Below are 18,843 nucleotides of genomic sequence, written 5' to 3'. Positions count from 1 at the left end.
CCGGTTTCGCCCCATATCTGCAGAATGTTCAGCCCGCAGCAGCGTCAGCCACGTCCAGCTGGACGCGGCGACGTCCGTTCCATTCATCGGCCTTTAGTTTTCCGGTCAGATGCACACGGGCCCCATTGGTCAGGACGTGCCCGAGCGGGGTGTCTGCCGCGCGCCAGGCGATGCATTCGAGCCGCCCGCCGGCATCTTCCGCAATGAAGCGCACATGGTTGGCACCGACCGGGCGCACGCCGGTGACATGCACAGACTGGAGCGCAAAGATGGGTTCCGGCGATCCGATGCCAAAGGGACCTATCTGCGCGATCTGATCGACGAGCGCCGGGCTCGCGGCGCCGGGTGCCAGTACGGCGTCAATCTTCAGCTCCAGCGCTGCGGTCCGCTCGGCCGAAAACTGCGCCATATGCGCGACCATCCAGTCGTCAAAGGCGGCCACCTGTGACGGTTCGAGGCTGAGGCCGCCCGCCATGGCATGGCCCCCGCCGGAGAGAATGATGCCCTCTCGCGCGGCCATCGTGATGGCCTCGCCAATATTCACGCCGGTGACGGAGCGGCCCGACCCTTTGGCGACGGGGCCAAGCCCCTCCCCCCAGCCAATCACGATGCTGGGCAGGTGGTAGCGGTCCTTCATGCGGCCGGCGACAATGCCGATAACGCCGGGATGCCAGCCCTCGCCACTGGCGACGAGGATGCCGCGCTCCGGGTTGCGGGCAAGCGCCTGCTCTGCCTGCGCCATGGCCTGATCGAGAATGGCGCTCTCGACGGCCTTGCGTTCGTCATTGAGCGCATGGAGGCGTTCTGCGAGTTCGATGGCCTCCTGCCTGTCATCGGTTGCCAGGAGCTTTGCTGCGATCCACGGGTCGCCGACCCGGCCGCCGGCATTCAGGCGCGGCCCCAGCATGAAGGTGGCGTGATAGACTGTCTCGGTCCTGCCGATCCCGGCCACGTCAGCGAGGGCGCGCAGGCCGGGATTCTGGTCGCGGGCCATGATGGTGAGGCCCTGGCGCACGAAAGCGCGGTTGACGCCGTGCAGCGGAGCCATGTCGCACAGCGTGCCGAGGGCGCAGAGGTCCAGGAAGGGCATGATGTCCGGCAAGCCGGATTCCGGCGCGATGCCGCGTTCGCGCGCCAGACGGTTCAGCGCCGCCACGAAGACAAAGACCACGCCTGCCGCCGCGAGGTGGCCGCAGCCGGACGTGTCATCAGGCCGGTTCGGGTTGACCAGCGCCGCCGAAGGCGGGTGTTCACCAGACATCAGGTGGTGGTCGATCACAACAATCGGCAGGCCGATCGATTCTGCCTCGTTCAGGGCGGCGATCGCGGCCGCCCCGCAGTCGACCGTAATGACAAGATCGGAGCCGGTGTCCCTGAGGTGGCGGAAGGCCGCCGGAGACGGCCCGTAGCCCTCCTCGAGCCTGTCAGGCACGTACAGACCCAGGTCCAGCCCCCATGCACGGAAATAGCGGGCGAGGATGGCCGAGGACGTGCCGCCGTCGACATCATAGTCAGCAAAGACCGTGACCTGTTTCCGATCAAGAATGGCGTCGAGGACGATCTGCGCCGCCTTGTCCATGTCGGCAAAGCTGGACGGATCGGGGAAATAGTCACGCAATGTGGGCGCCAGGTAGCTCGCCGCACTGGCCGGATCGACATGTCGCGTGGCGAGGAGGCGCGCCAGCAGGTCGGAGCCGCCGACACTGGGGGCGAGACGGCGCACAAGGGCCTCGTCGGCCTCTGCCAGCGTCCAGAACCGCCCCGTAGCGGACTGGTCCACCTCGAAAAGGCGGGAATGTGTCTGGCGCGCGGCTTCTGCCATGTCGGGACGGGCTTCCTGTCAGAGAATCGGGAAACTTATCCTAGCCCAAATCCGGGTGGCTGTGACCTGCCCGCGCAGTTCTCAGGCCTTGCGGTCGGACCAGACGTGCCGGACCATGCCATCAGCGGAGGTCATCACGAGCGTATGCGTCTGCACGCGGCCGCCCTTGATGCGGACGCCCTTCAGCATGCTGCCACTTGTCACGCCTGTGGCGCAGAACACGGTTTCACCGGAGGCAAGTTCGTTCAGCGAATATATCCGGTCGAAATCTGTGATACCGACACGCGCGGCCCGCTTTTTCTCGTCATCATTGCGGAAGATGAGGCGGCCGAACATCTGGCCCCCGACACATTTGAGAGCGGCGGCGGCCAGCACGCCTTCGGGCGCACCGCCTGAACCGACATAGAAGTCGATCGCGGTCTGCGGATCGGTCGTGGCAATGACGCCGGCAATATCGCCATCCGTGATCAGGGCAATGCGGGCACCGACGCCGCGCAGGCTGGCAATGATGTCCTCGTGGCGTGGACGGTCGAGGACGCAAACGGTCATCTCGGTCACGGAGACACCCTTGTGGGCAGCAAGCGCCGTGACGTTCTCGGCGGGCGTCGCATCGAGGCTGATGATGCCTTCCGGGTAGCCGGGACCGACGGCAACCTTGTCCATATAGGTGTCAGGCGCATGCAGCAGGCCGCCGCGCGGCGCAATGGCCAGCACAGCCAGCGCATTGGACATGGCCTTGGCGGTAAGCGTGGTGCCTTCGAGCGGATCGAGCGCGATGTCGATCTCCGGGCCGCTGCCGGTGCCGACTTCTTCGCCGATATAGAGCATTGGCGCTTCATCGCGCTCACCCTCGCCGATGACGACACGTCCCTTGAAATCGACGGCGTTGAAGGCGCTGCGCATGGCGTCAACGGCCGCGGCATCGGCCCGCTTCTCATCGCCACGGCCGGTTTCGGTCGCAGCCGCGATGGCGGCCAGCTCGGTCACGCGGACCATCGCGTCAGCGAGGCCTGGCGTCAGAACGTTGTTTTTCATCGCATTCCATCCCTTGGCGCGCCCCTGAAACACGGCGCAATTCATTAGAACAACTAGCTCGCCGCTTCGATCCGTATGAGGCGTGGCGTGTCGATCAGCATTGTCAGCTTCTCGAGACGCGCCAGGGCGGCCTTCATGTGTGAACGCGGACAGCGGTGGGTCACGATGGCAACCGGGCTGGCGCCGGATTCGTCGGCTGAATCCTGCAGGAGCTGGTTCACCGACACGCCTTCTGCCGCGAGCGCCTCTGTCAGGGCCGCAAGGGCGCCCGGCTTGTCAGCCAGACGGACGCGCAGGAAGAAGGCGGACGTTTCGTCACCGACACTGGACACGAACGGGCGGGCGAGATGGTGCTCTGCGCGGCCAAAGGCCGGGCGGATGGCGGGGCGGAACATCTTGGCGACATCGCCCATGACGGCACTGGCGGTCGGGCCTGCGCCTGCGCCGGGGCCCGTCAGCGTGATGGCCCCGACGGGGTCGCCCTCGATGCGGACAGTATTGAGAGAGCCGTTGACGCGCGCCAGCGGGTGATTGATCGTAAGCGCCATGGGCTCGACGCGGCAGACGACGCCGGCATCTGTCAGGACGCCCTCGGCGATCAGCTTGATGCGCAGGCCGAGACGGTCGGCCAGTTTCAGGTCCAGCAGGTCGATCTGGTCGACACCGGACACGCTGACCTTGGAGAAATCGAGATCGGCCGAAAACGCGATGGCCGAGAGGATGGCGGCCTTGTGGGCGGCGTCCATGCCGGACACATCAAGTGTCGGGTCGGCTTCGGCATAGCCAAGCTTCTGGGCCTCTTCGAGGACCTCGTCATAGGACCGGCCGGTTTCCAGCATTGTGGTCGTCAGGAAGTTGCATGTGCCGTTGAGAATGCCGGCAACACGCTTGATCTCGACACCGGCGAGGCTGTCGCGGAGGACGCGCACGACCGGGATGCCCCCGGCGACGGCCGCTTCGAACAGGAGGTCGACGCCTTTTTCCTCTGCCAGCGCGGCGAGCGCCATGCCATGCTTGGCCATCAGGGCCTTGTTGGCCGTAATGACGTGCTTGCCGGCCTTGAGAGCGCTTTCGACGGCGAACTTGGCCGGGCCATCGGACCCGCCAATGAGTTCGATAAAGACATCGACGTCAGCGTCTTCTGCCAGCGTGGCCGCGTCATCGAACCAGCGATACTTGTCGGTATCGACGGGCCGGTTACGGCTCTGGCTCCGCGCACTGACGCCCGTGATCTCGACCTTTCCGGGCAAGCGCAGCTTGTCCTGGCGCTCAACCAGCTCGATCAATCCGCAGCCAACATGGCCGAGACCTGCTATTCCGATTTTCAACGGCCCCAAGAGGCGCCCCTTTTCATCTCTTGTGTTTCGGGCTGCTGCCTAGCCCGTTTGAGCCACGGGGGAAAGGGGTGAAGGCGCGATACCGGGCCTCGATCAGCTCAGGAGAGCCCCGCAGATCAATGCGCCGCAGGCGGGCTAAACCGAAGCGTCACCCGTCCTGCAGACCTGATTCAGATTTCACGCGGCACAGTCAGGCTGGTGGCGAAGGATGGCCCTACTCTGCAGCGGTGGTTGAAAGCTCTTTCACGCCGTGCTTGCTCATGAACTTGCGGATGTTGCGCGCGGCCTGGCGGATGCGCTGTTCATTCTCCACGAGGGCAATGCGGACATGGCCATCGCCATGCTCACCGAAGCCGGCGCCGGGAGCGACGGCGACATGGGCCTCGTTCATCAGCATGAGCGAGAATTCGAGGCTGCCGAGATGGCGCAGCGGCTCAGGAATGGGTGCCCAGGCGAACATGGAGGCTTTCGGGCTGGGAATGGCCCACCCTGCCCGCGTGAAGCTTTCAACCAGCACGTCACGGCGCTGCTTGTAGATCTGGCGGAAATCATCGACGCAGTCCTGCGGACCGTCGAGCGCCGCTACGGCGGCGACCTGGATCGGTGTGTAGGCCCCATAGTCGAGATAGGATTTGACGCGCGCGAGGGCGGCGATCAGGGTTTCATTGCCCGCGACGAAGCCCATGCGCCAGCCGGCCATGGAATAGGTCTTGGACATGGTGGTGAACTCGACCGCGATGTCTTTCGCGCCATCCACCTGCAGGATCGAGGGCGTAGGCTCTTCGAAGTAGATCTCATTGTAGGCAAGGTCTGACAGGATCCAGAGATCGTGCTTTTTCGCGAACTTGACCGCGTCCTTGTAGAATTCGAGGTCGCAGACCTCCGCCGTCGGGTTGGACGGATAGCAGAGCACCATGGCAGTGGGCGGCGGAACGCAATGCTTCACGGCCTTTTCCAGGTTACGCAGATAATCCTCCGGCGACGGCGCAGGGACCGCGCGGATGGAAGCGCCCGCAATGATGAAGCCGAACGAGTGCAGCGGGTAGGATGGATCAGGCGACAGGATGACATCGCCGGGCGCGGAAATCGCCTGGGCAAGGTTGGCGAAGCCTTCCTTGGAGCCCAGCGTGACGATGACTTCCCTGTTCTTGTCCAGTGTCACGCCAAAACGGCGCTTGTAATAATCGGTCACCGCCCGGCGCAGGCCTGGAATGCCGCGCGAGGCGGAATAGCCGTTGACGTCCGGCTTGCGCGCGGTTTCGACCAGCTTGTCGACAATGTGTTTCGGTGTCGGCAGGTCCGGGTTGCCCATGCCGAGGTCGATAATGTCAGCGCCTTCCGCGCGGAGGGCTGCCTTGCTCCTGTTCACTTGCTCGAAAACGTATGGAGGAAGGCGCCTGATCTTGTGAAATTCGGTATTCATCTCTGGCCTTTCAGACCCTGGGTGACGCGCGGTACGTTGAAGCTGTTCCTGATAGCGGCAATTTCGGCGTCAGTAAGAAAATTCGAGGACTCGTCGAAACCGGCAAACTGCTGCCGGATCTCGTTCCCAACGGCGGCGATTTCGGCCGGCCCATTGGCCGGCAATTCCGCTCGTGCGTTGTCTGTGAATTCGGCGGTCAATGTCGCAACACGTTCGGCAGATGCAGGCAGCGTCTTGCCGGGCAGTTCACCGGGTGCAATCGTAGGCACATCAACGAGTTCCGGATATCCCTCACCCCGGATCTCGACCCGGCGGGTTTCGTACCAGTCCGGTGCCTGGTTAACGGCGCCGCGTACTTTCGCGAACGAGCTGGAGCACCCAACCAGCAACAGGCAGGACACGCCTATGAGGGGAATCGTCGTGTTTTTCATGGTTAAACTCATTAAATCACAAACATTCTCATGAATAGTTACGCATCCAGAAACAGGCGATATTGGGACAGATGAGCGGCAAAACCAAAGAAAAGGCTGCACTTGCGTCACTCGGTTCGCTGATGGCCGAACAGAATCCAATGCAATTGCAGGTGTTAATGACGACGCTTGCCTTGGCCAATACGGAATCGCAAGCGCTGATCAGCGACGTGCTGATGGGATCCGGCCCGGTCGGCACGATGGCGAAGGGCGACCCGATGGGTGCCGGCGAGGCGTTCCAGGAGGTGGGCAAGAGCCTTGCGCGCAATCCGATGGCCCTGATGAACGCCAATCTGGAACTGATGCAGGGCTGGATGAAGCTGTGGCAGGAGATGGCCACCGAAGCGATGGGCACGCCTGTCGCGCCGGAAACGGACAAGCGGTTTGCCGACCCCGAATGGCAGACCAATCCCGGCTTCAAGTTCATCCGCAAGGCATATGACGTGAACCGTAACTGGCTGATGGGCCTGGCCGACCATGCGCCGGACCTGCCGGACAATATCCACCTGCGCGCCAAGTTCTTCACCCAGCAGCTGACCGACACGCTGTCGCCAACAAACTATCTCGGATCCAATCCGCAAGCCCTGCGCGCCTTCCTCGAAAGTGGCGGCGAAAGCGTGCTGAACGGCATTCGTCTGGCCCGCGCCGATGTGAAGAAGGCCGGCGGCAAGTTGCATATCAGCCAGACCGACGAAACACCGTTCGAGATTGGCAAGAATATCGCCACGGCGCCCGGCAAAGTCGTGTTCCGAAATGACCTGATCGAGCTCATCCAGTATGCGCCGACCCAGGAGGAGACCTATTCGCGCCCGCTGCTGATCTTCCCTCCCTGGATCAACAAGTTCTACATCCTGGACCTGCGCGAAGAGAATTCGATGATCCGCTGGCTGGTCGACAAGGGCCTGACCGTTTTCGTCGTCTCGTGGCGCTCTGCAGACAAGGTTACGCAGGATTACACCTGGGACGATTATAGCAGGAACGGCGTCTATGCCGCTGTCGAAGCGGCGCTGCAGGCGTCCGGGTCGAAGAAGCTGAACGCCGTGGGCTACTGTATTGGCGGCACGCTGCTGTCAGGCACGCTGGCCCATATGGCGGCTCATGGTGATGACCGGGTTGCTTCGGCGACATTCTTCGCCTCGCAATCGGATTTCGAACTCGCGGGTGACCTGAAGGTTTTCACCGATGGCCCCGGCCGCGGCTACATCGACAGCATCATCGAGGATCATGGCGGCGTGATGCCCGGCGCGATGATGTACGAGACCTTCAACTGGCTGCGCCCGATCGACCTCGTCTGGCGCTATGTCATCGACCAGTACATGCTGGGCAAGGCTCCGCGCCCATTCGACCTGCTCTACTGGAATGCCGACCAGACCAATATTCCCGGCGCAGTGCACCAGAGCTATCTGAAGAACTGCTATTCCGACAACAAGTTGTCGAGCGGCGGCTTCGAGCTGCTGGGCGAAAAGATCGACCTGAAGAATGTCACGATCCCGGTCATGGTGCAGGCCAGCCGCGACGACCATATCTGCCCGTTCGAGAGCGTGTACCGCACCGCCACCGTGTTTGGCGGCGACACCAAGTTCGTCCTGTCAGGCTCTGGCCACATTGCCGGCGTGGTGAACCATCCCGACAGCAGGAAATACCAGCACTGGACCGGTGGCAAGATAACCGAGACCGGGGCCGAATGGCTGGAAACGGCCGAAGAACACCCCGGCTCTTGGTGGCCCTACTGGTGGGACTGGCTGCGGCCGAAATCCGGCAGGAAGAAAGCGGCTGTCGAACCAAAAGACATGGGCCTTGGCGAAGCACCGGGCACCTATGTGCGCGTGCGCCTGCAGGACATCAAGCTGCCGCTGAAATAGGCGTCAAGCCTCCAGCCCGGCCCACTCATCCAGACCCAGCGCGATGTTGAGATTCTGCACAGCAGCGCCGGATGCCCCCTTCCCCAGATTGTCGAGCCGCGCAACGAGGCGGGCCTGATCGTCCGAACCGAAGACGTAGAGTTCGAGGCGGTTGGTGCCGTTGCAGCCTTCCGGTTCGAGGCCGGTCAGCCTCTCTGACTCGGCCAGTGGCACGACGCGCACGAAGCGTTCGCCATTGTAGGCATCCGCCAGCGCAGCGTGCAGGTCGGCCCGGCGCGGCTTGCGCGGCAGGGCCCAGAGCGGCAGTGGCACTTCCACGATCATGCCTTGCGCAAACCGGCCAACGGCGGGCGTGAACATGGGCAGGTTGGCGAGGCGGCCGTGGCGCATCATTTCCGGCGGGTGCTTGTGCTTCTGGCCGAGGGCATAGATGCGGTAAGTGTCGGACGTGTAATTGGGAGCGTCCGCGTTTTCGAACTCGGCGATCATCGCATTGCCACCGCCGGTATAGCCCGACACCGCATTGACTGTGACCGGGTGCGCCGGTGGCAGCAGCCCCCGCATCACCAGCGGACGCACGAGGGCGATGACCCCTGTCGGGTAGCAGCCAGGATTTGAAATGCGTGTGGACGCCCGGATCGCGGCGCGCTGGCCCTTGTCCATCTCGGGAAAGCCGTAGGTCCAGCCGGATGCCGTGCGATGCGCCGTGGAGGCATCAATGATGATCGTGTTCTTGCTGGTCACAAGCGACACGCCGAGCCGGGCTGCATCGTCCGGCAGGCAGAGGATCACGGCGTCAGCCATGTTCATCATGCGTGCGCGCGCGTCGATGTCCTTGCGGTTGGCCGGATCGATCGAGATCAGGTCAATATCGCTGCGCTGGCGCAACCGGTCGGCAATCTGCAGGCCGGTCGTGCCGGCTTCGCCATCTATGAAAACTTTTGGCAGCATGACCGCCCCCCACCACAGAACAATAAAAAACGGGCGCTTCGTTCCCGAAGCGCCCGCCGGAACTGGAAAACCGGAATACGGCCTAGCGCTTGGAGAACTGGAAGCTGCGGCGGGCCTTGGCCTTGCCGTACTTCTTGCGCTCGACGACGCGTGGGTCGCGGGTCATGAAGCCGAATGGCTTCAGCACGGCGCGCAGGCCTGGCTCATAGTTGACGAGGGCGCGCGAGATACCGTGACGGACTGCACCGGCCTGGCCCATCAGGCCGGAGCCCTTGACGGTGGCGATGACGTCGAACTCGGAATCACGGCCGGTTTCGATCAGCGGCTGGGCGATCACCATGCGCAGAACCGGACGGGCAAAATACTGCTCCTGGTCGCGGCCATTGATTGTGATCTTGCCAGTGCCCGGCTTGATCCAGACGCGTGCAGTGGCTTCCTTGCGGCGTCCGGTGCCGTAGGCGCGGCCCTGTGCGTCAATCTTTGGTTCGATCTTCGCGACCGGCGCGTCAGCAGCAGGCGTGCCGGACATGGTGGCGAGGTCCTGGAGGGAGTTTGCAGTATCGGTCATGGATTCAGGCCGCCTTGATGTTCTTACGGTTCATCGACTTGAAATCGACGACTTCCGGCTGTTGGGCCGAGTGAGGATGCTCGGAACCGGCATAGACGCGCAGCTTGCCGAACTGGGTGCGGGCGAGCGTGCTTTCCTTCGGCATCATGCGCTTCACGGCCATCTGGATGGCACGCTCAGGATATTTGCCGTTGAGGATTTTCTCAGGCGTCGTCGACTTGATACCGCCCGGATAACCGGTGTGCCGGTAATAGATCTTGTCGGTAAGCTTCTTGCCTGTGAATTTCGCTTTATCCGCGTTGATAATGACGACATGATCGCCCGTATCGATGTGCGGTGTGAAATCGACGCGGTGCTTGCCGCGAAGGCGTTTGGCGACGTAAGAAGCAAGGCGTCCGATGACGACGTCAGTCGCGTCAATCACGACCCACTTGTGCTCCACATCTGCTGGTGCGTTATAGGTTTTCATCGCTCTAATCAGAGCCTCTCGCTTTCGGAGTTCATGGAATGCAATTCAAGCGCTGGCGTTTAAGCGCCGCTTCCCCCCTTGTCAACGCTGGGGTTGGCCTTGCCCTGCTTTTTACAGCATCGGCCTGTTCCAAACAAGACAAAGCCGCCGATACCGGGGCTGAAGCCCCTGTGATTGCTGCAGAGACCGTCCTTCCCGCCGTCTGGTCCACGCGTCCGCTGGAGGGTGAAGTCGCCTCCATCGCGCTGTCAGGCGGTTTACGCGGCATTCTGGCGGTCGCCTATGAGAAAGGCGGCCTGCAATTTTACGACATGGAAGCTGAAAAACTGGGCGAAAAGTCCAATTTCAGGCTGAAATCGCTGGCAAGCGGCCAGGCATCCATCGTCGAGGACCGCTCAATCACTGTTTTCCCTGGAATCACACGCAATGGCGAGCTGAAGGCCTACATCTATGGTGAAGGCCTCATCGCGCCCGCCCAGATCGACCTGCCGGTCAATGTCGACAATGCGATTGGCGGCGTCTGCTCCGGCCCCGCGCCCGGCACGGGCCTGATGCGCCTCGCATTCTGGACCGATACGAATAACCGCGTCCTGCAGAATGGCATCCTGCGCGAATCGAATGGCGAACTGGCCTGGTCGGCCGGCGAATCGACCTTCACCGACTTCCCGGTCAAATCATGCGCCTTTACCAGCGACACACTGGTTGCCTCACCGCGGGCCTCAAGCGCCGCGTCGCTGGTGCGCGGACCGCTCGACGCGCTGGTTTCGCTGGAAGACGGCAAACTGGGCATTTCGACCGACCTCGGCATGACCAATACCGAGATCGACGTGAAGGACGGGATCACCATTGTCGCACCCGACACGCCAGTCGCACTGGCCGCGATGGGCACGATGATGTCTGGCGGATATCCGGGCGGGCTGATCGTCATCGCGGGCGAAACCCGGCCTGGTGAGCATCATGCCGTGTTTGTCGACCCGAGCCCGCTGACATTGTCGACCAACTGATCCGGGCCGCGGGAGAGCCAGACCAGCCGGACAGCGGCCAGTGTGACGATCACGCCCAGACCCTGGTGTACCAGGGCCAGGTTCATCGGCGCGGCACTGACGAGCGTGAGGATTCCCCAGACCGCCTGCAGGCTGACAAGGACGGCCAGCCCGGCAAATGCGTGCCGCAGGGCGGTCTTGCGGAACGCCCACGCGGCCACGAGCGCGGCAACCCAGATCAAATAGGCCAGCATGCGGTGGTTGAACTGTGTGGTCGCGCGGCCTTCGAACAGGCTGCGCAGGCCGAGCCCTTCGCCAAGATAGGAACCGGGCACGAATTCACCGGCCATCAGGGGCCAGTCCGTGTAGCTGCGCCCGGCATCGAGGCCTGCCACGAGGGCGCCGGCTGCCATCTGGACGAAGATCAAACCGCACAAAACCGCGGCCACCATGCGGACCGGCCGCGCCACCGGCGGGCGCTTCCGTCCACCCAGATCGAGCCATAGCCAGGCTGTTCCGGCAATGATGACCAGCGCCAGCATGAAATGGGTTGCCAGGCGATAGGGCGCGACATCAACGCGGGTTGTTTCACCGATACCGCTGGACACCATCCACCAGCCGATGAAACCCTGCAGCCCCCCGAGCAGGATGAGGATGATGAAGCGGGTCGCGAGACGGCGGCTGAGCCAGCCCCGTATGGCGAAGATGGCAAAGCCGAACATGGCGACAAGGCCGATCAGGCGGCCGAACAGGCGATGGCCCCATTCCCACCAGAAAATCTGTTCGAATTCAGCCAGCGACATGCCGGAATTCTGCAGCCGGTATTCGGCTGTCTGCTGGTATTTCTCGAACAGGCTTTGCCATGCCACATCGCTCATCGGCGGAAGGGCACCCTTGATGGGGTCCCATTCGGTAATGGACAGGCCGCTATCAGTCAGGCGTGTGGCACCGCCGATCAGGATCATCGCATAGACAAGCACGCCGACGATCACGAGCCAGTTTCGCATCCAGCGCGTTGCGAGTGGGGATTTGCCTGTTTGAGACATGCGGCCTACATGGCCTATTGGCACGGCGCGGCAAGAGGCAACCGTGTCGCAGCGTACTTTATCCGAGCCTGACAGGAACCGAGACCGCCATGCGCAAACCCGTTGCCAGCCTGATCCTGCTTGTGTTTATCGTCCTGTATATCGTGCTGGTCGGCACGTTTTCCGGCATGATCGAGACCTGGCCGCGCTGGGCACAGCTCGTCTTCTATGTGATCGCCGGGTTTGCCTGGATCCTGCCGCTTAAGCCGCTGTTTGCCTGGATGAATGACGGGACGCCGCAGGATAGCGACGACTGAGCGCTGGCCTGGCTATTCGTCGTGACGGCGTGACGTTTCCCGCAGGCGCGCCAGGATCACGGCCGGGTCTTCCGGCGTGGAGATGTCCTCAGGCGAGGGATAATCATCATCCTCTTCCTCTTCGGACGCAGATTCAGGTTCAGCTTCGCTTTCGATCTCGCGTACCGGTTCGGCTTCCGGTTCCTCGTCGGTGACACCGTCAAACAGGTCGCTATCAGCCTGCGCCTTGAGGCGCCCCATGACCGTCTCACCGCCAACCAGCGTCTGGCCAGGCCAGATCAGCATGCCCACAGCTGTGGGAACATAGACGTCGCACCAGCCACCAAGGCGGCGCGTGCCGAAGGGGCGGCCGAGACGGACGATGTCGCCGGCTTCTGCTGCAAGGTCGATGCGGGGTCCGAGACCGCCGGACGCAAGGCGCACGCCGACCTGCTGGCCGCGGCTTTCGAATGTGAGATAGGCGCGCGCCAGACCGTCATCCTCGGCGCGGGTGGCCAGGGGCACGCTGTTTTCGCCCGCTTCATAGATCATCGATTCAACGCTGCCTGAAATCGGCGTGTAGACCTTGTTGGTCGACGAGGGGGCCGAGGCAATGCGGATGCGGGTGGTGCTGGAATCCGTCAGTCGCAGTTCGGAAGGGGCCTCGACACGGTCCACCGAGACGACGACGCCATCGCAGGGCGCCACGACGCCATTGGCAAGGTCTGGCGGGGTACGGTGCGACCAGCGGGCAGCCATCAGCGCCAGAACGACACCGGCAAAGCCGATCCAGAACAGCGGAGACCAAAGCGCGCCGAGCAGGAGCGCCACGAGCAGCGCGCCAAGCGCAGCCGCGACACCTTCCCAATCAAGGCCGATAGTCATCCAGGGCGTATTCCTGCGATCGAGATCTTCAGACATTCCAACAGCCCCTTCCCCGGGCAAACTCTAGTCGTCAACCAATGCCAGGTCGGCATTTTTCGCCTGACGTTCCCACATATCAGCATATTTGCCGCCTTTGGCCAGCAGGACGGCATGGTTACCGCGCTCGATGACCCTTCCTGCCTCAAGCACGAGAATCTCGTCGGCAGACTTCACGGTGGACAGGCGGTGGGCCACCATCAGCGTTGTGCGCCCCTCCGCCGCCTCCTCCAGCGCGTCCTGCACAGCTTCTTCGGTGGCGCTGTCGAGGGCGGATGTCGCCTCATCGAGCACGAGAATGGCCGGATCGGCGAGGATGACGCGCGCGATGCCGACGCGCTGCTTCTCGCCGCCGGACAGTTTCAGCCCGCGCTCGCCGACGCGGGTGTTCCAGCCGTCCGGCAGGCTGTCGATGAATTCGAGCAGCTGCGCGCGGCGGGCGGCATCGCGCAGGTCATCTTCGGTCGCGTCAGGGCATGCGTAGCCGATATTGTAGCGGATCGTGTCATTGAACAGGACAACATCCTGCGGCACGAGCCCCAGCGTCTTGCGCAGCGATTCCTGCGTCAGCGACCGCACATCCCTGTCATCCACCAGGACCTGCCCGGATTCGACATCGTAGAAGCGGAAAAGCAGTTTCAGGAGCGTCGACTTGCCCGCCCCGGACGTGCCGACAAAGGCGATCTTCTTGCCGGGCTGCAGGTGAAAGCTGACATCGCTGACACCCACCGCGCGGCCTTCATGGGAGAAGCCGACATTCTGGAACTTCACGTCGCCCTTCGGCGCGACCAGTTCGACCGCATCTGCGGCATCGAACACGTCGGCTTTCATCGCGAGCAGGCCAAACAGCTTTTCGAGATCCACTGCGCCCTGCTTGATCTCGCGCCAGGCCCAGCCAAGAATGTTCAGCGGTGCATAGAGCGAGAGCAGCATCAACATGACAGCCGTCAGGTCGCCGATCTGCATCTTGCCATCGATCACGTTCCAGGCCGACAGGACCAGCACGGCCAGCAGGCCGGCATTCATCACCAGCGCCTGAACCGCGTTCAGGATATACATGCTGCGCACCGTCTCGACGTAGCGGTCATTGTAGACGCCCATGGCGCTATCGAAGCGCCCGGTTTCGCGCCTTTCGGCGGCGAAGGATTTGACCGTCTCGAAATTGGTCAGGATATCGACGGCCATCGCGCGGAAATGCGTGTCTGCCTCGTTCATCCTGCGGCGCTGGCGTACACGCCATTCGGTGATGATGACGGTGGCAACCACATAGATGATGATCGTGGCCACCGCGATCAGGGAGAGACGGATATCATAGGCGACACCCAGGGCGATTGACGCGAGGATCAGGCGAATGAAAGTCGGCCCGATATTGAACGCCAGGAAGCGGATCAGGTAATCAATCGCCCCGGCGCCACGCTCGATGATGCGGTTCAGTGCGCCTGTGCGGCGCGTCTGGTGAAAGTTCAGGGAGAGCAACTGAGCGTGGCCGAACGCATCAACACTCGCGACACGCTGCGCGTCCTGGCTGACCGGCGCGAAGAGGTAATCGCGCATCTGCGGCAGGCCAGCCGCAAGGAAGCGGACGCCGATACCAATCGACAGCCAGAGGGCAGCGGATGCAAAGGCAGGGGCGATGCCGGCTTTCGGCGCGGCCTGGTTGATCGCATGCCCAAGCACGAGGGGCGAAACGACCTCAAGCACGGATGCCACCAGCGTGAGAACAACCGCGATGGCCATGGTCGGCCGCCACCTGGCAAGTTCCGGCCGGCCGAGTAATTTCAGGATGCGCAGGATTGAAACGCCAATGCCGCCATCAGCACTGTCGATCTTGTCGTGATTGGCGGGCGTTTCAGTCGGTTTTGTCATCCCGGCCATATGGGGCGGAATCGCCCGAAGACAAAACGCCATCTGACTGTCACGTAACGTCACAGACATTGGAACTGGCAAGATGGCGTCCCAATGGCTATCTGTGCGGGTCGTTCAAACAGCCGGATTCCACCATGACCAAGCTAAAATCCATCTGCGTCTATTGCGGTGCATCTGATGCCGTCAGCCCGGGCTATATAGCGCTCGCCGAGGAGCTGGGCCGCGAACTGGCCAAGCAGGGTATCCGGCTCGTTTACGGTGGCGGCGGTGTGGGCCTTATGGGCGCCTGCGCCCGTGCTGCACATGAATCGGCAGGCGACGTGCTGGGAATCATGCCCCGCTTCCTGCTGCAGAAGGAACGCATTTTCGAAGATGTCGAACATCGCATCGTCGAGGACATGCACACGCGCAAGCAGATGATGTTTGACGAATCGGACGCGTTCATCGTGCTGCCGGGCGGGATCGGCACCCTGGAAGAAGCCGTCGAGATCCTGTCCTGGGCCCGCCTTGGCCTTCACGCCAAGCCGATGGCGTTCCTGGATGAGGACGGGTTCTGGGAACCCTTCTTCGACCTGATGGAAAAGATCATCGATGGCGGCTTCACGCCGGAGAGTTTCCGGTCGCTGCTCGTGCATTCCGATTCGCCGCAGACCGCGATCCAGGCCTTGAGCGACCGGACTATCGTGCTCGACGCCTAGCTAACGCCCTGGAAGCCGGTCACGTCTTCGGCGGGTTTCTTGTTCAGGTCCATTCCAAGCGACAGCACAATCGCCGAAGCGATGAAGATCGATGAATAGGTGCCGATACAGATACCCCAGATCAGCGCGAAGCTCATGCCGCGCAAGACGGGGCCGCCCAGGAAGAAAATCGCGAACAGGGCCAAGAGTGTCGTGCCGGATGTCAGCAGGGTACGCGACAGCGTCAGGTTAAGGGCCTGGTTGATCACCTGGCGATCCGGCATCTTCTTGTACTTGCGGCGTTCTTCACGCACGCGGTCAAAAACGACGACAGTATCGTTCATGGAGTAACCAATGATCGTCAGAAGTGCGGCGATGGTCGTCAGGTTGAACTCAAGCTGCAGCAGCGAGAAGACGCCCAGCGTGATGATGACATCGTGGGCCAGCGCAGCCACGGCGCCGACCGAAAACTGCCATTCGAATCGGAACCATATATAGCCCAGCATCAGCACAAGCGCAGATATCAGTGCCATGATGCCCGAGCGGAACAGTTCACCTGACACTTTCGGACCAACGGAGTCATCGCGCAGGAAATCTTCGTCCGCGAGCCCGAGCGTTTCCTTCAGCGTGCTGGCGACGATTTCATTGGTCAGCTGCTGTGCCCGCTCTGCCTGCAATTCAGGTGCGAGGGTCGCAAAGTCCTCTCCCAGCAGCGAGGGATCGGCGGCGCCAAACTTCACGACGACAATCGACCGCGCATCCGTGCCAACCGCAGTGTTCACTTCAGCAGGGAATGGCATCGCGGCCCTTACAGATTCCACTGTCAGCGTCTCGGTTTGCTGCAATTCCATGACCGTGCCACCGGCAAAGTCGACGCCGAGATTGAGGCCCCGCGTCGACAGGAGGAAGATCGACGCCGTGATCATGAGCACGGACAGGATGGCCCCGCCGAGACGGAGGTTCATGAAATTGAGCTTGGTGCTTTCAGGCCAGTATCTGAGCAACATGGTTTCTCTCCTGTCCGCCTAAAGCACGAATTTTTTGGGTTTGAAGCCCTTGAGCCACGACACGGTGAACCATCGGGTCAGGACGAATGCCGTGAACACCGAGGTGATAATGCCGATGGCAAGGGTAACGGCGAATCCCTTCACCGGGCCGGAGCCCAGGAGGTAAAGGATGGACGCGGCAATGAATGTCGTGATGTTGGCATCCAGAATGGTCGACAGGGCCCGCTCGTAGCCGGCCTGAACAGCGGTCAGCGGTGAACGCCCGGCACGCTGTTCTTCCCGTATGCGCTCGAACACGAGCACGTTGGCATCGACCGCCATACCGATGGTCAGGATGATGCCTGCAATCCCCGGCAGCGTCAGAGTAGCGCCAAGGCCGGACAGCGCGCCGATGATCAGGATGATGTTGGCGGCGAGTGAGCCGACCGCGAAAAATCCCATCAGGCCATAGGCCAGGACCATAAAGGCTGCGACGAGGGCGAGACCGATAAGCGAGGCGCGCACACCGGCGCGGATCGAATCCTGCCCCAGCGTGGCGCTGACCGTGCGCTGGTCGAGGAACTGGACCTTGGCCGGCATTTCGCCTGCCTCGATGATGGCCGCCAGATCCTGCGCTTCCTCAATCGAGAAATCGCCCGTGATCCGCACGCTGCCGCCCGGAATTGGCTCATTGATGCGTGGCGCAGACATGATCGTGTCATCAAGAACGATGGCGAAAAGCTTGCCGGAATTGTTGCGCGTTGTCTGGAAGAACTTGGACGCGCCATTACCGTTGAGGCGGAAATTGATCTGCGGGCGGTTGCCGTCATCATAGCCCTGGCTGGCCGTGGCAATATCTGCGCCCGTCACTTCCGGAATGTTGCGGACGAGGAGCGGCCCGGTTTCAGGCCCTGACAGCAGGCGATAGCCTGGCTTCACGACGCCCTTTTCGGCAGCCGCAATGGCCGAAGGGCTGCTCTCGACAAGGTTGAAGGTCATCTTGCCGTCCCGGCTCAGCAGGCTTTTCAGGCGGGTCGCGTCCGGCTCGCCGGGCGCTTCCAGGATGATGCGGCTGTTGCCCTGGGGTGTGATCGAGATTTCGCTCACGCCTTCCGGGTCGACGCGGCGGCGCACGATCGTCATCGTCTTGGCCAGCGCATCCTTCATCAGCGCTTCTTCCGACGACCCTGGAACGGAGACCGTGATGAGCGCCGGCCCCGCAGGCTCGATCTCATAGGTCTTGGCGCCACCAATCGCACCTTCGACACTGCCATTCAGTTTGCGGATACGGGTCAGTGCCTCATCCACGGGGAAGTTACCGTCCGCGTCAGGCCGGGTCAGCTGCACATTGAGCACACGTCCGTCGACTTCCGACAGGTGCCCGATCAGCGGCTGGCCATCGCGATTGCTCAGAGCGTTGCGAATGTCGATCGCGAAGACTTCGAGCCGGTTGGCCACGACTTCGTTCGGATTGATCTCCATCATCAGGTAGACGCCGCCCTGAAGGTCAAGGCCGAGATTGACGCCCTGCTTGGGAACCCCGGCCGGTGCACCGGACATGTTCACGGCATTGGGCAAGGCCATCATCACGCCCCACAGCATGATGCCGAGGATCAGGCAGACCTTCCAGACGGGAAACTGTAGCATGTATTAGTCCTTGGACGGGAGAATGGCCGGAACGGCGGGCCTAGTCGTTGGCGGCGACCGGTTCGGTCTTGCCGCGCACTTCGACGATCATGGCCTTGATCACGCGAACGCGTACATTTTCCGCCAGTTCGACAGTCACTTCCGTTTCGCCGACCTTGGAGACCTTGCCGATCAGTCCGCCGGACGTGACGACATTGTCGCCGCGCTTGACGGCTTCGATCATGGCGCGGTGCTTCTTGGCACGCTGCTGCTGGGGGCGGATCAGCAGGAAGTAGAAGATCAGGATCAGCGGCAGGAAGAACATCACCTGCGTAAGGATGCTGGGGCCTGCTGCGGCCGGTGCAGCCTGGGCCAGCGCCGGAAGGGACAGACCCGCAAAAGTGACGGTTGCCGCGGCGAATTTGTTCAACATGTTGGTCCACTCCCTGTAACCCGTGTGCCGCGTCGCCAGATCATGGCGCCCGCGAAAGACTTGACCCTATAGCTGTGGCCGCCAGCATTGGCA

The 18,843-nt window shown here is 62.3% G+C and carries 18 protein-coding genes; 4 read left to right on the top strand and 14 right to left on the bottom strand.

All coding sequences use genetic code 11. The annotated features are described in order from the left end of the window. Nucleotides 1-28: 28 nt before the first annotated feature. The 5 genes from recJ to ACQ66M_RS14825 all read right to left on the bottom strand — a co-directional run bounded on the left by recJ (nucleotide 29) and on the right by ACQ66M_RS14825 (nucleotide 6,048). The gene (recJ, locus tag ACQ66M_RS14845) at nucleotides 29-1,822 is read right to left on the bottom strand and encodes a single-stranded-DNA-specific exonuclease RecJ (RefSeq protein WP_430404803.1); all 1,794 of its coding nucleotides are present in this window, start codon (nucleotides 1,820-1,822) and stop codon (nucleotides 29-31) included. Between the two features lie 81 nt (nucleotides 1,823-1,903). Continuing rightward, a complete protein-coding gene (gene glpX, locus ACQ66M_RS14840) occupies nucleotides 1,904-2,857 on the bottom strand; it encodes a class II fructose-bisphosphatase (RefSeq protein WP_350171748.1) in 954 nt (317 codons plus the stop codon). Nucleotides 2,858-2,910: 53 nt separating this feature from the next. Next, complete coding sequence (locus ACQ66M_RS14835) at nucleotides 2,911-4,194, bottom strand: homoserine dehydrogenase (protein WP_430404801.1); 1,284 nt, start codon at nucleotides 4,192-4,194, stop codon at nucleotides 2,911-2,913. A gap of 214 nt (nucleotides 4,195-4,408) precedes the next feature. Continuing rightward, on the bottom strand, nucleotides 4,409-5,617 hold the full coding sequence (locus ACQ66M_RS14830) for an LL-diaminopimelate aminotransferase (RefSeq protein WP_350171744.1): 1,209 nt from the start codon (nucleotides 5,615-5,617) through the stop codon (nucleotides 4,409-4,411). Then, nucleotides 5,614-6,048: a hypothetical protein gene (locus tag ACQ66M_RS14825; protein ID WP_350171742.1), complete on the bottom strand. Its 435-nt coding sequence runs from the start codon at nucleotides 6,046-6,048 to the stop codon at nucleotides 5,614-5,616. The genes ACQ66M_RS14830 and ACQ66M_RS14825 overlap by 4 nt, the downstream gene beginning before the upstream one ends. 71 nt (nucleotides 6,049-6,119) lie before the next feature. Between ACQ66M_RS14825 and ACQ66M_RS14820 the strand changes: the two genes are divergently transcribed. Then, the gene (locus ACQ66M_RS14820; RefSeq protein WP_430404799.1) at nucleotides 6,120-7,949 is read left to right on the top strand and encodes a PHA/PHB synthase family protein; all 1,830 of its coding nucleotides are present in this window, start codon (nucleotides 6,120-6,122) and stop codon (nucleotides 7,947-7,949) included. 3 nt (nucleotides 7,950-7,952) lie between these two features. On the opposite strand, the gene argC is transcribed toward ACQ66M_RS14820, so the two are convergent. The 3 genes from argC to rplM all read right to left on the bottom strand — a co-directional run bounded on the left by argC (nucleotide 7,953) and on the right by rplM (nucleotide 9,937). Next, nucleotides 7,953-8,900 carry an N-acetyl-gamma-glutamyl-phosphate reductase gene (argC, locus tag ACQ66M_RS14815; protein ID WP_430404797.1) on the bottom strand — a complete coding sequence of 316 codons (948 nt, stop codon included), beginning with the start codon at nucleotides 8,898-8,900 and terminating at the stop codon, nucleotides 7,953-7,955. An 82-nt stretch (nucleotides 8,901-8,982) separates the two neighbouring features. Beyond that, on the bottom strand, nucleotides 8,983-9,468 hold the full coding sequence (gene rpsI, locus ACQ66M_RS14810; RefSeq protein ID WP_350171736.1) for a 30S ribosomal protein S9: 486 nt from the start codon (nucleotides 9,466-9,468) through the stop codon (nucleotides 8,983-8,985). Nucleotides 9,469-9,472: 4 nt separating this feature from the next. After that, the gene (gene rplM / locus ACQ66M_RS14805) at nucleotides 9,473-9,937 is read right to left on the bottom strand and encodes a 50S ribosomal protein L13 (protein WP_430404795.1); all 465 of its coding nucleotides are present in this window, start codon (nucleotides 9,935-9,937) and stop codon (nucleotides 9,473-9,475) included. Between the two features lie 38 nt (nucleotides 9,938-9,975). Here rplM and ACQ66M_RS14800 point away from each other — a divergent pair, with 38 nt between their 5' ends. Next, complete coding sequence (locus tag ACQ66M_RS14800; protein WP_350171732.1) at nucleotides 9,976-10,941, top strand: hypothetical protein; 966 nt, start codon at nucleotides 9,976-9,978, stop codon at nucleotides 10,939-10,941. On the opposite strand, the gene ACQ66M_RS14795 is transcribed toward ACQ66M_RS14800, so the two are convergent. Then, nucleotides 10,893-11,966, bottom strand: a complete 1,074-nt coding sequence (locus ACQ66M_RS14795; RefSeq protein WP_430404793.1) for a COX15/CtaA family protein — start codon at nucleotides 11,964-11,966, stop codon at nucleotides 10,893-10,895. The genes ACQ66M_RS14800 and ACQ66M_RS14795 overlap by 49 nt on opposite strands. Nucleotides 11,967-12,055: 89 nt before the next feature. Here ACQ66M_RS14795 and ACQ66M_RS14790 point away from each other — a divergent pair, with 89 nt between their 5' ends. Further along, nucleotides 12,056-12,262, top strand: a complete 207-nt coding sequence (locus tag ACQ66M_RS14790) for a DUF2842 domain-containing protein (RefSeq protein ID WP_430404791.1) — start codon at nucleotides 12,056-12,058, stop codon at nucleotides 12,260-12,262. A 12-nt stretch (nucleotides 12,263-12,274) separates the two neighbouring features. Here the strand turns inward: ACQ66M_RS14790 and ACQ66M_RS14785 are convergent, their stop codons facing one another. Beyond that, complete coding sequence (locus tag ACQ66M_RS14785) at nucleotides 12,275-13,162, bottom strand: phosphatidylserine decarboxylase (RefSeq protein ID WP_430404789.1); 888 nt, start codon at nucleotides 13,160-13,162, stop codon at nucleotides 12,275-12,277. A 27-nt stretch (nucleotides 13,163-13,189) separates the two neighbouring features. After that, on the bottom strand, nucleotides 13,190-15,028 hold the full coding sequence (locus tag ACQ66M_RS14780; RefSeq protein ID WP_350171724.1) for an ABCB family ABC transporter ATP-binding protein/permease: 1,839 nt from the start codon (nucleotides 15,026-15,028) through the stop codon (nucleotides 13,190-13,192). Nucleotides 15,029-15,162: 134 nt separating this feature from the next. Between ACQ66M_RS14780 and ACQ66M_RS14775 the strand changes: the two genes are divergently transcribed. Continuing rightward, nucleotides 15,163-15,726, top strand: a complete 564-nt coding sequence (locus ACQ66M_RS14775; RefSeq protein ID WP_350171722.1) for a TIGR00730 family Rossman fold protein — start codon at nucleotides 15,163-15,165, stop codon at nucleotides 15,724-15,726. Here ACQ66M_RS14775 and secF read toward each other — a convergent pair. Genes secF through yajC form a run of 3 tightly spaced genes read right to left on the bottom strand, consistent with a single transcriptional unit; the run spans nucleotide 15,723 to nucleotide 18,750 of the window. Further along, nucleotides 15,723-16,712: a protein translocase subunit SecF gene (secF, locus tag ACQ66M_RS14770; RefSeq protein WP_430404787.1), complete on the bottom strand. Its 990-nt coding sequence runs from the start codon at nucleotides 16,710-16,712 to the stop codon at nucleotides 15,723-15,725. The genes ACQ66M_RS14775 and secF overlap by 4 nt on opposite strands. A gap of 18 nt (nucleotides 16,713-16,730) precedes the next feature. Continuing rightward, nucleotides 16,731-18,338: a protein translocase subunit SecD gene (gene secD, locus ACQ66M_RS14765; RefSeq protein ID WP_430404785.1), complete on the bottom strand. Its 1,608-nt coding sequence runs from the start codon at nucleotides 18,336-18,338 to the stop codon at nucleotides 16,731-16,733. A gap of 40 nt (nucleotides 18,339-18,378) precedes the next feature. Then, nucleotides 18,379-18,750: a preprotein translocase subunit YajC gene (gene yajC, locus ACQ66M_RS14760; RefSeq protein WP_350171716.1), complete on the bottom strand. Its 372-nt coding sequence runs from the start codon at nucleotides 18,748-18,750 to the stop codon at nucleotides 18,379-18,381. Nucleotides 18,751-18,843: the final 93 nt, after the last annotated feature.

Origin of the sequence: Hyphomonas sp. (assembly GCF_965284475.1) — a bacterium.
In the GTDB taxonomy this organism is placed as follows: Bacteria; Pseudomonadota; Alphaproteobacteria; order Caulobacterales; family Hyphomonadaceae; genus Hyphomonas.
This window is presented reverse-complemented; position numbering and strand designations above follow the sequence as displayed.

Bases quoted from the DNA above. Each gene is read 5' to 3' on its own strand.
- ACQ66M_RS14785 (WP_430404789.1), bottom strand. From the start codon at position 13,162: ATGTCTGAAGATCTCGATCGCAGGAATACGCCCTGGATGACTATCGGC.
- secF (WP_430404787.1), bottom strand. From the start codon at position 16,712: ATGTTGCTCAGATACTGGCCTGAAAGCACCAAGCTCAATTTCATGAAC.
- argC (WP_430404797.1), bottom strand. From the start codon at position 8,900: ATGCTGCCAAAAGTTTTCATAGATGGCGAAGCCGGCACGACCGGCCTG.
- ACQ66M_RS14825 (WP_350171742.1), bottom strand. From the start codon at position 6,048: ATGAAAAACACGACGATTCCCCTCATAGGCGTGTCCTGCCTGTTGCTG.
- ACQ66M_RS14820 (WP_430404799.1), top strand. From the start codon at position 6,120: ATGAGCGGCAAAACCAAAGAAAAGGCTGCACTTGCGTCACTCGGTTCG.
- ACQ66M_RS14800 (WP_350171732.1), top strand. From the start codon at position 9,976: ATGCAATTCAAGCGCTGGCGTTTAAGCGCCGCTTCCCCCCTTGTCAAC.
- ACQ66M_RS14795 (WP_430404793.1), bottom strand. From the start codon at position 11,966: ATGTCTCAAACAGGCAAATCCCCACTCGCAACGCGCTGGATGCGAAAC.
- ACQ66M_RS14830 (WP_350171744.1), bottom strand. From the start codon at position 5,617: ATGAATACCGAATTTCACAAGATCAGGCGCCTTCCTCCATACGTTTTC.
- ACQ66M_RS14780 (WP_350171724.1), bottom strand. From the start codon at position 15,028: ATGACAAAACCGACTGAAACGCCCGCCAATCACGACAAGATCGACAGT.
- ACQ66M_RS14775 (WP_350171722.1), top strand. From the start codon at position 15,163: ATGACCAAGCTAAAATCCATCTGCGTCTATTGCGGTGCATCTGATGCC.
- ACQ66M_RS14790 (WP_430404791.1), top strand. From the start codon at position 12,056: ATGCGCAAACCCGTTGCCAGCCTGATCCTGCTTGTGTTTATCGTCCTG.
- yajC (WP_350171716.1), bottom strand. From the start codon at position 18,750: ATGTTGAACAAATTCGCCGCGGCAACCGTCACTTTTGCGGGTCTGTCC.
- glpX (WP_350171748.1), bottom strand. From the start codon at position 2,857: ATGAAAAACAACGTTCTGACGCCAGGCCTCGCTGACGCGATGGTCCGC.
- secD (WP_430404785.1), bottom strand. From the start codon at position 18,338: ATGCTACAGTTTCCCGTCTGGAAGGTCTGCCTGATCCTCGGCATCATG.
- recJ (WP_430404803.1), bottom strand. From the start codon at position 1,822: ATGGCAGAAGCCGCGCGCCAGACACATTCCCGCCTTTTCGAGGTGGAC.
- rplM (WP_430404795.1), bottom strand. From the start codon at position 9,937: ATGAAAACCTATAACGCACCAGCAGATGTGGAGCACAAGTGGGTCGTG.
- rpsI (WP_350171736.1), bottom strand. From the start codon at position 9,468: ATGACCGATACTGCAAACTCCCTCCAGGACCTCGCCACCATGTCCGGC.